Origin of the sequence: Cupriavidus sp. a3, assembly GCF_051015765.1 — a bacterium.
In the GTDB taxonomy this organism is placed as follows: Bacteria; Pseudomonadota; Gammaproteobacteria; order Burkholderiales; family Burkholderiaceae; genus Cupriavidus; species Cupriavidus oxalaticus_A.
On record NZ_CP170644.1, the window covers coordinates 280,041 to 293,332 of the forward strand.

13 protein-coding genes are annotated in these 13,292 nt (G+C 69.3%); 3 read left to right on the forward strand and 10 right to left on the reverse strand.

Features of this window, described 5'->3' with window-relative positions:
* Nucleotides 1–15: 15 nt before the first annotated feature.
* The 4 genes from ACAD63_RS23285 to ACAD63_RS23300 all read right to left on the reverse strand — a co-directional run bounded on the left by ACAD63_RS23285 (nt 16) and on the right by ACAD63_RS23300 (nt 4,307).
* Complete coding sequence (locus ACAD63_RS23285; protein ID WP_135703181.1) at nt 16–1,134, reverse strand: dihydrolipoamide acetyltransferase family protein; 1,119 nt, start codon at nt 1,132–1,134, stop codon at nt 16–18.
* A gap of 45 nt (nt 1,135–1,179) precedes the next feature.
* Entirely contained in the window at nt 1,180–2,157 is a 978-nt protein-coding gene (locus ACAD63_RS23290; RefSeq protein ID WP_135703180.1) for an alpha-ketoacid dehydrogenase subunit beta, read from the reverse strand.
* A 46-nt stretch (nt 2,158–2,203) separates the two neighbouring features.
* Nucleotides 2,204–3,289, reverse strand: coding sequence for a pyruvate dehydrogenase (acetyl-transferring) E1 component subunit alpha (gene pdhA / locus ACAD63_RS23295; protein WP_135703179.1), 1,086 nt, complete (start codon nt 3,287–3,289; stop codon nt 2,204–2,206).
* A 202-nt stretch (nt 3,290–3,491) separates the two neighbouring features.
* A complete protein-coding gene (locus tag ACAD63_RS23300) occupies nt 3,492–4,307 on the reverse strand; it encodes a MetQ/NlpA family ABC transporter substrate-binding protein (RefSeq protein WP_133095893.1) in 816 nt (271 codons plus the stop codon).
* A gap of 181 nt (nt 4,308–4,488) precedes the next feature.
* On the opposite strand from ACAD63_RS23300, the gene ACAD63_RS23305 reads away from it, so the two are divergent.
* From ACAD63_RS23305 to ACAD63_RS23315, 3 genes are all read left to right on the forward strand, one after another.
* Nucleotides 4,489–4,830, forward strand: coding sequence for a hypothetical protein (locus tag ACAD63_RS23305; RefSeq protein ID WP_135703178.1), 342 nt, complete (start codon nt 4,489–4,491; stop codon nt 4,828–4,830).
* A gap of 63 nt (nt 4,831–4,893) precedes the next feature.
* Nucleotides 4,894–6,111 carry a cardiolipin synthase ClsB gene (clsB, locus tag ACAD63_RS23310; protein WP_434034417.1) on the forward strand — a complete coding sequence of 406 codons (1,218 nt, stop codon included), beginning with the start codon at nt 4,894–4,896 and terminating at the stop codon, nt 6,109–6,111.
* Nucleotides 6,111–7,100, forward strand: a complete 990-nt coding sequence (locus tag ACAD63_RS23315; RefSeq protein ID WP_133096038.1) for a lysylphosphatidylglycerol synthase domain-containing protein — start codon at nt 6,111–6,113, stop codon at nt 7,098–7,100. Before clsB ends, ACAD63_RS23315 begins: the two co-directional genes overlap by 1 nt.
* 46 nt (nt 7,101–7,146) lie before the next feature.
* Here ACAD63_RS23315 and ACAD63_RS23320 read toward each other — a convergent pair whose 3' ends face one another.
* From ACAD63_RS23320 to ACAD63_RS23345, 6 genes are all read right to left on the reverse strand, one after another.
* On the reverse strand, nt 7,147–8,421 hold the full coding sequence (locus ACAD63_RS23320) for an O-acetylhomoserine aminocarboxypropyltransferase/cysteine synthase family protein (protein WP_434034418.1): 1,275 nt from the start codon (nt 8,419–8,421) through the stop codon (nt 7,147–7,149).
* Between the two features lie 204 nt (nt 8,422–8,625).
* On the reverse strand, nt 8,626–9,594 hold the full coding sequence (locus tag ACAD63_RS23325) for a TauD/TfdA dioxygenase family protein (RefSeq protein ID WP_434034419.1): 969 nt from the start codon (nt 9,592–9,594) through the stop codon (nt 8,626–8,628).
* A 46-nt stretch (nt 9,595–9,640) separates the two neighbouring features.
* The gene (locus ACAD63_RS23330; protein WP_434034680.1) at nt 9,641–10,429 is read right to left on the reverse strand and encodes an ABC transporter ATP-binding protein; all 789 of its coding nucleotides are present in this window, start codon (nt 10,427–10,429) and stop codon (nt 9,641–9,643) included.
* A 36-nt stretch (nt 10,430–10,465) separates the two neighbouring features.
* Nucleotides 10,466–11,263, reverse strand: a complete 798-nt coding sequence (locus ACAD63_RS23335; protein WP_434034420.1) for an ABC transporter permease — start codon at nt 11,261–11,263, stop codon at nt 10,466–10,468.
* 13 nt (nt 11,264–11,276) lie between these two features.
* Nucleotides 11,277–12,116, reverse strand: a complete 840-nt coding sequence (locus ACAD63_RS23340; protein WP_135703174.1) for an ABC transporter permease — start codon at nt 12,114–12,116, stop codon at nt 11,277–11,279.
* Between the two features lie 4 nt (nt 12,117–12,120).
* Entirely contained in the window at nt 12,121–13,275 is a 1,155-nt protein-coding gene (locus tag ACAD63_RS23345; protein WP_434034421.1) for an ABC transporter substrate-binding protein, read from the reverse strand.
* Nucleotides 13,276–13,292 lie beyond the last annotated feature (17 nt).

The window sequence follows — 13,292 nt, forward strand, 5'->3', positions numbered from 1 at the left end:
TTCCCCGGTGTTCCGCTAAGCCGGCATCTCCAGGTCCGCAATCACCGCCGCCAGAAACCGCGCCGCCTCGCCCCCCGTCACCACGCGGTGATCGAACGTCAGGCTGAGCGGCATCACCCGATGCACCGCCGGCACGCCGCCGGCCGCGACCACCTCGTCCCGCACCCGTCCCGCCCCAAGGATCGCCACCGTCGGCGGCACCACGATCGGCGCCGCGTAGCGCCCCGCGATCATGCCGAAGTTGGACAGCGTGATGGTATTGCCGCGCATCTCCTCCGGCGCGATGGTGCGCGCGCGGATGTCCGCGCGCATGCGGTCGAGCCCGCGGCGCAGGTCGGCCGCGTCGCGGCTGCCCACGTCGCGCAGCACCGGCACGAACAGCCCTTCGGGCAGGTCCGCGGCAATGCCCACGTCGATCTTCTTCAGCACGTGGCGGCGCCCGGTCTGGCCCTCGTACCAGGCGTTCAGGCCCGGCTCGGCACGGCAACCGGCCACCAGCGCGCGCACCAGGCGGATGGTGACGTCGGCGCCCGCCTGCCAGGCGTGGATATCGGCATCGTCCATCACCGTGGCCGCGGCGACCTCGTTCTGCGCGCGCGCCATGTTCTGCGCCATCGCGCGGCGCACGCCGCGCAGTTCCTCGGGCGCACCGAGTTCGGCCAGCGTGGCGGCCATGCGTTCGACGTCGGCGGCGGTGACGGTGCCCTCCGGCCCCGACGCGGTGGCCATCGCCGGGTCGACGCCGAGGCGCCGCGCCAGCGCGCGTACCGCGGGTGTGGCCTTGACGCGCGCGGCCATGCCGGAGGCAGGCGCGGCCGCGCCCGGCGGCGCCGCTTCGCTGGCCACGCGCGTGCCGACCTGCACGGAGCCGACCACGGTGCCGGCATCGGCATCCTCGCCGGCGCCCTCGAAGCCGACCAGCGGCGCGCCCAGGTGGACGATATCGCCCGGCTGCGCGTGCAGCCGGGCGATGGTGCCCGCATAGGGCGAGGGAATCTCGACGATGGCCTTGGCGGTCTCCACCGACAGCAGCGGCTGGTCCGCGGCCACCGCATCGCCCACCTTGACATGCCAGGTCACGATCTCGGCCTCTTGCAGGCCCTCGCCCAGGTCGGGCAGCTTGAAGACTCTCATCGGCGCTTCCTCGGCTTGGTGTCGCTCGGTGTTGCCTGGTGTCAGTCAGGCGGCCATGGCCTTGCGGGCCGCGTCGGCGATGCGCGCAGCGCTGGGCAGGTAGGTGTATTCCAGCCGCGCCAGCGGCACCACGGTATCGAAGCCGGCCACGCGCTGCACCGGCGCCGCCAGCGAATACAGCCCGGCATCGGCCAGTTCCGCCGCGATCTCGGCGCCGAAGCCCGCGGTGCGCGGCGCCTCGTGCACGATCACGCAGCGCCCGGTGCGCGCCACCGCTTCGAGGATGGTCGGCATGTCGAGCGGCTTGAGCGTGGCGACATCGATCACGGTCGCACTCACGCCTTCGGCGGCCAGTTCGTCGGCGGCGGTCAGCGTCTCCTGCACCATCGCGCCCCAGGTCACCAGCGTGATGTCGCTGCCTTCGCGCAGCGTGAAGCAGGTATCGAGCGGCAGCGCCGCGCCGTCGTCGGCGACCTCCTGGCGGAATAGCCGGTACAGCCGCGTGGGCTCGAGGAAGATCACGGGGTCGGGATCGGCGATTGCGGCCAGCAGCAAGCCGTAGGCGCGCGCCGGCGACGACGGCACCACCACGCGCAGCCCCGGCATGTGGGCGAACATCGCTTCCGGGCTTTCCGAATGATGCTCGGGCGCGTGGATGCCCGCGCCGCATGGCGAGCGCACCACCAGCGGGCAGCTCAGCCGCCCGCGCGTGCGGTGCCGCATGCGCGCGGCGTGGTTGATGATGTGGTCGATGGCGGGGTAAATAAAGCCGGTGAACTGGATCTCGGCCACGGGCCTGAGTCCCATCGCCGCCATGCCGATCGCCGCGCCGACGATGCCGCCCTCGGCCAGCGGCGTATCCATGACCCGCGCCGCGCCGAAGCGCGCCTGCAGTCCCGCGGTGGCGCGGAACACGCCGCCGTTGACGCCGATGTCCTCGCCCAGCAGCAGTACGTCGGGATCGTTCTCCAGCGCATGTCCCAGGGCCAGGTTGACTGCTTCGACCAGATTGATTTCCGCCATGGTTCGCTCGCTTTGGTCGTTGAAGGCCAGGGGGACGATGAAAGCGTCAGCCGTGCTGCGCGGGATAGCGCCGCGCGGTCTCCAGTTGCGCCTGCAGCGCCGGCGGCATGGTGGCGTACAGGCAGTCGAACATCGCCGCGGCGTCCGGCGGCGGCAGCGCCAGGTAGGCTTCGACCGCTTGCGCCACCTGCTGCGAGCAGTCCTTGACCAATGCCTCCTCGCGCGCCGCGTCCCATGCGTTTAGCGACAGCAGATGCGTGCGCAGGCGCAGCAGCGGCTCTTCCTGCCAGTGCGCCTTGACGCTGGCCTCGTCGCGGTAGCGCGAGGCATCGTCGGCGGTGGTGTGGTCGCCCAGCCGGTAGGTGATGGCCTCGATCAGCGCGGGGCCGCCGCCCGTGCGGGCGCGCTCGATGGCCTCGCCCACGCGGTGCCGCACCGCGACCACGTCGTTGCCATCGATTTGCTCCCCCGGGATGCCCGCCGCGATCGCCTTCTGCGCCAGCGTCTGCGCCGCGGTCTGCCCGCTGCGCGGCATCGAGATCGCCCACTGGTTGTTGTTGATCACGATCACCATCGGCGCGCGCCACACGCCGGCCATGTTCATGCCTTCGTAGAAGTCGCCCTTGGAGGTGCCGCCGTCGCCGAGCAGGCACACCGCCACCCGTGGCTCGTTGCGCAGCTGGAAGGCATAGGCCGCGCCCGCGGCATGGCACACCTGGGTGCCGATCGGCACGCAGTTGGCAAAGTCATGCGGCGCCGCCGCAAATCCACTGCCGCGTTCGTCGCCGCCCCAGTACAGCAGGCTCTCGGTCATCGTGACGCCCCGCACAAACTGCGCCGCGTGGTCGCGGTACGAGGGCACCAGCACGTCTTCGGGCCGCATCGCAAAGGCCACGCCGACGCCGATGGCTTCCTGCCCGAGGGCCGAGGCGAAGGTGCCGATCTTGCCGGTGCGCTGCAGCGCGATCGCCTTCAGGTCGAACTGGCGCGCCAGCACCATGGCCTGGTACAGAGGCAGCAGCGCCTCAGGGTCGCTGGCAAAGGGCGGGGGCGGGGAAGTGGGGGAAGGGGGTTCGCCCGGCGGGGCGAGATAACGCGTATAGCCGATCTCGAAGCTCGCAACCATGGACATGGCAGGTCTCTCGATGCGCGTGTCGTGTTGTGATCCCGGGCGTGCTTTGTGGGCGCGCGCGGCATGTGTAGTCGAGTGTAGGGTATTTGCGGCGCAATGGCGGCGGCAATTGTCTTGCCGTGCACAAGGCGGAGCGGATCCGGGCACCGCCAACGAAAAAGGGCTCCCGTGCGGGAGCCCTGCGCAGATGATCCGAGCCGGATCAGCGCTGGTACGGCGGCGGCACGAAGCCCGCGAAGCGCTGCTGCGTCACCGCCTTGAACTCGGCCGACTGGTAGGCCTCCTTGATGTCCTTGACGAACGGCTTGTTGACGTCCGCAGTCTTCACCGCCACCAGGTTCATGTAGTAGTCGGGAATCTTCTCCAGCGCCAGCGCGGTGGTCAGCTTCAGCCCCGCGGCCAGCGCGAAGTTGCCGTTGACGAAGGCGTAGTCGACATCGTCGAGCGAACGCGGCAGTTGCGCGGCCTCCAGCTGGACCAGCTTGAGCTTGTGCGGATTGGCATCGATGTCGCGCTCGCTGGCGCGGATCGGGTCGGTGCCCGGCTTGAGCGTGACCCAGCCCACCTGCTGCAGGATGGCGATGGCACGCGCCAGGTTGGTGGGGTCATTCGGCAGCGAGACGGTATTGCCCGGCTTCACCTCCGCCAGCGTCTTGTGCTTGTGGCTGTAGATGCCGATCGGCGCGGTCGGGACCTGGATGATGTCGGTCAGCTGCAGCTTGCGGTCAGCCGAGAACTTCTTCAGGTAGGCCACGTGCTGGAAGGCGTTGGCGTCGATGGCGCCGTCGGCCAGCGCCAGGTTGGGCTGCACGTAGTCACTGAACTCGATGATGGTGACCTTGTAGCCGCGCTTCTCCAGCACCGGCTTCACGCCGTAGCGGATCTGGTCGGCGTACGGGCCGGCGGTGGCGCCGAAGCGGATTTCCTTCTTGTCCGGATCGGCGGCGCTTGCGCCCTGCACCACGCCCAGCGCCAGTACTGCCGCGGCTACCGCGAAGCCGAATTTCCCGTATCGCATCAAAACGCTCCCCTGTTTGTTCATTGATCGTTCGTTGGAGAGCCCATTGTATGGAAGGCAAGTCATCTGGCGAACGAGTACTTAATCATGCCGATATGCCTGAAGCGCATATAGGCTGCCTGCAGGCAGCGCCGTGCGCTACGCTGAAAGACCGCCAGCCCATCCTTGCACGGAGGCCGCCATGCCCGAACAACTGACCCGGCATCCCGATGTCACGCTGCAGGTCCTGCGCAGTGCCGGCGCGCGCTGCGGCGAAGGCGCGCCGCAGGAGATCCTCAAGGCCTGCCCGCGTGAGCGCTTCTGCAAGCTGCCTGGCGGCGAAGTCTGCGTGTACGGCCTGGACAACGCCATCAGCATGACGCAGATCACAGCCGCCGACTGGCGCGCGCTGGCACAGCAGGCGGGTGCGCCGCCCAATCCCGGCATGCCGCCGCTCACCATGGCCGGGGTGGGCACGGCGGGGCTGCTGGCGGGCGTGCTGCTGACGGCCCTGGTGGTCCGCCGGCGGCGCGGCCCTGGCTGAGCGGCCCGGGCGCCCCCGGCAACACCCCGGCGCTGGCATGGTGTTTGCAGCGCCTCTCGGGCCATGACACCGTTGCCGTCCGCCCCCGACAGCATCCGCCTGCTGGAGAACGGAGAAGAGTACTTCCCGCGCGTATTCGAGGCGATCGCGCAAGCGCGCGAAAGCGTGCTGGTGGAAACTTTTATCCTGTTCGACGACGAGGCAGGAACGAAATTGCACGCCGCGCTGCTGGCTGCCGCGCGGCGCGGCGTGCGCGTGGCCGTCACGGTCGACGGCTTCGGCTCGCATGACCTGCCCCCTGCATTCATTACAGAGCTGGTCAAGGCGGGCGTGCACTTCTGCACATTCTCGCCCTGCCGCCGCCTGCTGGGCGTGCGCACGCATATCTTCCGGCGCATGCACCGCAAGCTGGTCGCGATCGACGGCGAGGTGGCCTTTGTCGGCGGCATCAATTTCTCGGCGCAGCACCTGTATGGCTACGGGCCACGGGCCAAGCAGGACTATGCCGTGGAAATCGCCGGCCCCGCGGCGCGGCAGGTGCATGACTTCCTCGCGCGGGCCATCCCCGGCGCATGCCTGCAGGGCAGGCTGGCACCGCCGCCGCCGGGCTGCAACACGGCGCCGCCGGGTCCGGTGCGTCTGGTCACGCGCGACAACCATCGCCATCGCAACGACATCGAGTTTGCCTACCTCGATGCGATCCGCGCCGCGCGGCGCGAGGTGGTCATCGCCAACGCTTATTTCCTGCCGGGCTACCGGCTGCTGCACGCGCTGTGCGAAGCCGCTGGGCGCGGCATACAGGTGCGCCTGCTGCTGCAGGGCAAGCCCGACATGCCATGGGTCGCGCGTGCCGGTGGCCTGCTGTATTGCCACCTGCAGGACTCCGGGGTGCAGATCCTCGAGTACGTCGAGCGGCCGTTCCACGGCAAGGTCGCCGTCGTCGACGAGCAATGGGCCACGGTGGGTTCGAGCAACCTCGACCCGCTCAGCCTGTCGCTGAATCTCGAAGCCAACCTGGTGATCCGCGACACCGCCTTCGCGCAGCGGCTGCGCGGCAGGCTGCAGGCGCTGATCGCCGAACGCTGCCGCGAGGTGCCGCCGCGCCGGCACGAGCGCTCGCTGCTGGACGCGGCCGGCGCCACGCTGATGTTCCACTTCCTGCGCCGCTTCCCGGCGTGGGTCGGCTGGCTGCCCGCGCATACGCCGCGGCTGGTGACGCCGCAAGCCGGCGACCCGCGCGGGCGCCGCCGCGTATTCGTGCTGGAACGGGAGGCCGAGTGATGGTCGCGCAGGCGCTTTCGGCAATCCGGCACCACGCGCGCTGGCCGATGTGGCGGCGCGCGATCGGCATCCTGTTCATCGCGGCAGTGCTTGCGCTGATCGCGCGCAAGCTTGGCACCATCGACTGGGACGCGGTGCTAGCCGCGCTGCGCGGCTTCGACCGCCGCACGCTGTTGCCAGCCGCGGGGTTCGTGGTGCTGACGGGTCTGCTGTACAGCCAGTTCGACGTGCTGGGGTGCCGCTACGCCGGCCACCCGCTGCCGGTGCATCGGGTGATGGCGATCGCCTATGTCAGCTACACCATGAGCCTGAACCTGGGCGCGACGCTCGGCGGCGCGGGCGTGCGCTACCGGCTGTATTCGCACGCGGGCCTGAGCCCGCCGCAGATCTGGAGCGTGTTCGCGGTGGCGGTCAGCAGCAACTGGCTCGGCTACGCGCTGCTGGCGGGCATCATCCTGGCCGGGCAGCTGGTAGTGCTGCCGCCCGGGTGGGGTATCCCGCCGGCGGCGACGCGGCTGATTGGCGTAGTGATGCTGGCCGCGCCGGCTGGCTACATAGCGGCATGTGCGGCGTGGCAGGGTCGGCACCGTACTGTGCGCGACCATGATATCTATGTGCCGTCACCGCGCTTCGCGCTGTTGCAGATCCTGGTGTCGGCGGGCAACTGGGCGGCGGTGGCGGCCATCCTGCATGCCTTCCTGCATACGCATGCGGACTATTACACGGTGCTCGGCGTGTACCTTGCCTCCGGACTGGCGGGCGTGGTGATCCGCGTGCCGGGCGCCCTTGGGGTTGTCGAGACGGTGTTCCTGACGATGCTGGGCGGACAGGTGCCGCATGGGTTGTTGCTGGCGGCGTTGATCGCGTATCGGGCGTTGTATTACCTGATACCGCTGGCAGTAGGGACGGTGGGGTACTTCCTGCTGGAGGCGCGGGGGAAGAAGCTGGCGCAGGGAACGGCGATGGAAGAAAACCAACGCCGGCAGTGAACGCTCCCCCCTCTCCCGCAGGCGGGAGAGGGGGGCAAACCTGCGCTTACGCTGCCGCCAGCGCGCGCTCCAGGTCCTCGATCAGGTCATCGATATGCTCGATGCCCACCGACAGCCGCACCATATCCTCGCTGACGCCAGCCGCCTTCAGCTCCTCGGGGTTGAGCTGGCGATGCGTGGTCGATGCCGGATGCGTGGCCAGCGACTTGGCATCGCCGATATTGACCAGCCGCGTGAACAGCTGCAGCGCATCCAGGAAACGCGCCCCGCCTTCGCGGCCGCCCTGCTTCAGGCCGAACGACAGGATGCCGGGACCGCGGCCGCCCAGGTACTTCTGCACCAGTGCGTGGTCCGCATGGTCGGGCAGGCCGGCAAAGTTGACCCATTCCACCTTCGGGTGCTGCTGCAGGTGGCGTGCGATCGCCAGCGCGTTTTCGGTGATGCGGTCCAGCCGCAGCGCCAGTGTCTCGATGCCTTGCAGGATCAGGAACGCGTTGAACGGCGACAGCGCCGCGCCGGTATTGCGCAGCGGCACCACGCGCGCGCGGCCGATATAGGCCGCCGCGCCCAGCGCCTCCGTATAGACCACGCCGTGGTACGACACATCCGGCTCGTTCAGGCGCCGGAAGCGCGCCTTGTGCTGTGCCCACGGGAACTTGCCGCTGTCGACGATGGCACCGCCGACGCTGTTGCCGTGGCCGCCCAGGTACTTGGTCAGCGAATGCACCACGATGTCGGCGCCATGCTCGAACGGCCGGCACAGGTAGGGCGAGGGCACGGTGTTGTCCACGATCAGCGGCACGCCGTGGTTGTGCGCCACGCGCGCGATCGCCTCGATGTCGACCACGTTGCCGAGCGGGTTGCCCACCGACTCGACGAACACGGCCTTGGTGCGCTCGTCGATCAGGTCGCCGAAGCTGGACGGGTTGCGCCCGTCGGCAAAGCGGGTTTCGATGCCCGACTGCGGCAGCGTGTGCGCCAGCAGGTTGTAAGTGCCGCCATACAGCTGGCTCGACGAAACGATGTTGTCGCCGGCCTCCGCGATGGTCTGGATCGCGTAGGTGATCGCGGCCATGCCCGACGCCAGCGCCAGCGCGCCAACGCCGCCCTCTAGCGCGGCCAGGCGCTGCTCGAGCACGTCGTTGGTCGGGTTCATGATGCGGCTGTAGATGTTGCCCGCGACCTTCAGGTCGAACAGGTCGGCGCCATGCTGCGCATTGTCGAAGGCGTAGGCCACCGTCTGGTAGATCGGCACCGCCACCGCGCGGGTGGTCGGATCGGGCGAGTAGCCGCCATGGACGGCCAAAGTTTCGAGTCTCATGTTCTTCTCTGGGTTGTGTGCCAAACATGCCTGGCGGCGCCGCGCACGCAAATGCGCGCCGCCGGGCCGAGCGATGGTACCAGCCGGCCGCCGCACCGCCCAGGCAGTTCGGGCGCTATGGTCACGGACGGCACCCAGCGAGGCAAGGAACCTTATTGCATTTGGATATGCGGCCGGCGCGAGCGTGCCGGCCGCGGGCACGACTCACGCGGCGCGCTGTGCGGCTGCGCCGGTGTGTTCTGCCGGCTGGTTGGCCGGGGCCGTGTCGTCGCGGCGCACGCCGGCCTTGACCGCCACGCTGTGGCGCCCGTCCACGCTGACCGGCACCGCGCCGGCCACGGTGGCGCGGCGCACCACGCGCCTGGCGTCGCCGTAGTCATTGATGGCGTAATGCTGCGTGGCGCGGTTGTCCCAGATCGCGACGTCGCCCGCGCGCCAGCGCCAGCGCACCGTGTTCTCGAGCCGGTGCACATGGCCCTGCAGCACCGACACCAGGTGCGCCGAATCGACCGACGAATAGCCGAGCAGCTTCTTGACGAAGTGGCCGAGCACCAGCGTGCGCTCGCCGGATTCGGGATGCACGCGCACCACCGGGTGCTCGGTTTCATAGAGCGCCGAGGTGAACACCTCGCGATAGCGCTTCAGGCCCTCGCTGCTGGCGTTCACGCGCGTGGCCGCGTAGTCGTAGTCGTTGGTGTGCAGCGCCCACAGCTTGTCGGCCAGCTCGCGCAGCGGCTCGGGCAGGTCCTGGTATGCCGCGGCGGTGTTGGCCCACACGGTGTCGCCGCCGAACGCGGGCACGGTCACGGCACGCAGCACCGACACCGCCGGATAGGCCAGGTCGAAGGTCACGTCGGTATGCCAGGAATTGGCGCGGCCGCCGTGCTCGGAATCGAGTTCGAGCAGTTGCGTGCCGTCGCGCGACGGCACGGTGGGGTGCGGCACCAGTTCGCCGAACAGCGCGGCAAAGCGCTGCTGCGCACTGTCGTCGAGGTGAAGTTGATCGCGGAAGAACAGCACCTTGTGCTGCAGCAGCGCGGCGCGGACGGCGGCGAAGGTCCCGGCGGGCAGGTCGCCATGCAAGGCGACGCCGCGCACTTCGGCGCCGATGCGGCCGGCTACCGGATGGATATCGAGCTGGACTGGCTGGTCTTGGTGGATGGCTTGGGTCATCGCTGGGCTCCGGTGAAATCAGGGTGGGTAAATCGTTCGAATCAGGTCAGGCGGGGTCGGCAATGGCTTCGGCGGCGATGGCCTGTCCGGCGAACTCCTGCAGCACGGCATCGCGCACGCGCGAAAAGGCCTGTCCGGCGCGCTGGCGCGGATGCGGCAGGTCGACCGGCACGATGCGGCGGATGCGGCCGGGCCGCGGCTCCATCACCACCACGCGATCGCCCAGGTACACCGCCTCCTCGACGTCATGCGTGACCAGAATCATGGTGATGCCCTCGGCCTGCCAAATGCGGTGCAGCTCCTGCTGCAGGTACGTGCGCGTCATCGCGTCGAGCGCGCCAAACGGTTCGTCGAGCAGCAGGATCCCGGGGCGTGTCACCAGCGCGCGGGCGAGCGCCACGCGCTGCGACATGCCGCCGGAGAGCTGGTGCGGATACGCCTGCTCGAAGCCGCGCAGCCCGACCAGCGCGATATGCTCGGCAACGTTGCGGTCCTTCTCCGCCGCGCTGCCCGGCGTGTTCAGCAGCGCCAGCCGGATGTTCTGCTCGACCGTCAGCCATGGGAACAGCCGGTGCTCCTGGAACACGATGCCGCGCTGCAGGCTGGTGCCGGCCACGCGCTTGCCATCGAGCAGGATCTCGCCGCGATAGTCTTCTTCCAGCCCCACCACCAGCCGCAGCAAGGTCGACTTGCCGCAGCCGCTGGCGCCGACGATGCTGAAGAACTCGCCCGGGGCGATGGTCAGCGTGATGTCCTCCAGCACGGGCAGGGTGCGGCCCTTGACCTCGTACTGCTTGTGCAGGTGTGCGATGCTGAGCGTGCCGGCATGCGCCATGTCGTTCTCTCCGGAAATATTGAGCAAGCGTCGGGCTCAGCCCGCCGCCACCGAGCTGCCGCGCCACGCGAGCAGCCGTCGTTCGATGCGGCTGGCGATCCAGTTGAGCGTGAAGCCGACCAGCCCGACCACGATCACGCCGACGATCACCAGGTCCATCCAGAAGTTCTCGCGGCCGTCGATCATGGTGTTGCCGATGCCCTTGCCCGAGACCAGCAGGTATTCGGCGCCGAGCGTCGCCAGCCACGCGTAGATCAGCCCCAGATGGATGCCGGCGAAGATCGACGGCGCCGCCGACGGCAGCACCACGCGCCACAGCACCTGCGCGCGGCTGAAGCGCAGCACGCGCGCCACTTCCAGCAGGTCGGCGGGCACTGCGCGGATGCCTTCGAAGGTGTTGAGCACCACCGGAAAGAATGCCGCCAGCGACAGGAACACCACCTTGGCGGTATCGCCCAGCCCGAACCACACCGAGATCAGCGGAATCCATGCGAACAGCGAGATCTGCTTGACGGTATGGAAGCTCGGGCCGACCAGCCGCTCGAACAGCCGCGACAGCCCCAGCGCAGCGCCGAACACCAGCCCCGCGCTGGCGCCGATCGCAAAGCCGGCCACGTCGCGCCACAGGCTGGCCGACAGCGAGACAAGGAGCGCGCCGCTCTGCAGCTGGCGCACGGCGGTGTCCCATACGGCGGAGACCGGCACCAGCAGCGGGGATGTGGTCCAGTGGAAGCGCACGGCAGCCCACCACAGCGCCACCAGCACCAGCGGCAGGATCCAGCCGCGCAGCGCGCGCGGCACGGCAAGACGGAAATGCCTGGCGGATACGGTCATTGGTGGCCTCCGTTCAGAATCCGGGCTTGCGCCAGCGCAGCACCGCGCCCTCGGCCAGCGCCAGAACCTTGTCAAGCGCGAAGCCGATCACGCCCACCACCACCACCGCGGCAAGCACCATGTCGAGCTGGAACAGCTGGCGGCCGTAGACGATCATGTAGCCCAGCCCCTCGGACGAAGCCAGCAGCTCCACCACCACCAGCGCCAGCCAGGCGTGCGTGAGGCCGTAGCGCACGCCGTTCCACACCGGTGCCGCCGCCGCGGGCAGCACCACGCGCGCGAGCGTCTGCCAGCGCGTCAGCTGCAGCACGCGCGCCACTTCCAGGTAGCGCACCGGCACGCTGCCGATGCCCTTGTACGTGTTCAGCGCCACGGGCACGAACGCCGCCTTGGCGATCAGAATGACCTTGAGCGCTTCGTCGATGCCGACCAGCAGCATCAGCAGCGGCAGCCAGCCCAGCACCGGCACCTGGCTGAAGGCCTTGAAGGTCGGGTACACGTAGTCGCGCAGCGTCGGCGACAGGCCCATCGCCGCGCCCAGCGCGAGTCCGCCGAGCAGTCCCACGCCGAAGCCGCCGGCCACGCGCAGCGCGCTGATGGCAAGGTTGGCCTGCAGTTCACCGCTGGTCCACAGCCCGGCCAGCGTGTGTGCCACGTCTTCCGGCGCGGGCAGCACCTGCGGCGGAATCCAGGCATGGCGCGATGCCACGTACCACAGCAGCAGCAGTGTCAGCGGCACCGGCCAGGCCAGCAGCCAGCGCGTGGCATTGCGCCAGTTCAGGGCCTTGCGCAATGGGGCCGCACGCGAGGCACCGTGCTGTGCGGCGGGCAGCGAGAGTTCGGCGACGGACATGGCATCAGGCTCCCAGGATCTTGCCGTTGGGCTGGTACACGGGCCAGTAGGACTGCAGGCTCAGGTCGTTGAGCGCGGCCTTGAGAAAGCGCTGGTCGATCCACTGGTCGACGTCGAAGCGCGCGCGGCTCAGGCGGAAGCGATAGGCCTGCTCGACGGCGTCCTTGTAGCGGCTCACCAGAAAGGGATCGAAGTTCGGGTTCAGGCGCACGCGCAGCGGCTCGCCGTCGAAGTCTTCCTTCCAGTGCTCGTACGGCGTGCCGGCGCGCGCCCAGGTGCGCAGCACCTCTTCGCGATGGCTTTCGTCGGAAGCCCAGCGCGCGGCCTCGACGGCGGTCTTCACCAGGTGCTGCGTGGCCTCGGGATAGCGGCTGGCGATATCGTCCGTCACCAGCACGTGGCTCTGGCGGGTGTAGATCGGCGACTGGTTCTTGCTCGAATAGAGGATGCGCACCGCGCCCTTGTCGCGCAGGCGCAGGATGTCCATGGCGCCGATGGCCGCGTCGATGTCCCTGGTGGACAGCGCCGCGAGGTAGCCCGCAGTGTCGAGATTCAGCAGGCGCAGGTCCCTGTCGGTGAGGCCGTTGGCCTCCAGCAGGCGCAGCGCCGGCAGATGCATGTTGGTGCCCTTGAACAGCGACACGCGCTTGCCGCGCAGGTCGGCCAGCGTCTTCAGCGGCGAGTCGGGCGGCACGCCGACATAGATGTTGGCGCGCACACCGGTGGCAAGCACCAGCCGCGTCTTCAGCCCGGCGGCGCGGCCGACGAGCGACGGCAGGTCGCCCTGCAGCGCGAAATCGAGCTGGCGGTTGGCCAGCGCCTCGTTGACCGCGGGGCCTGCGCCCTTGAAGAAGAACCACTCGACGCGCGTGCCGGTGGGCTTGAACGATTCCTCCAGCCAGCCGCGTGCATGCGCAATCGCGAGCGAGCTGCCGGCGAAGCTGGGCGGCGTGCCGGTGGCCGGCTGCGCCACGCCGATGCGGATCACGTCTGGACGCGCCGACGGACTCGCGCTGAACGCGGACAGCGGCGACAGCGATGCGGCCAGGCCAAGGCCTGACCATGCCGCACCGCGCAGCAGGTCGCGGCGGCTCAATCGGGATGGCAGTGCATCGGCACCGCGGAATCCGGCGGCGGAACGGGGGCGCTGGGTCTTCATCGTGCAGACCTTCTCGA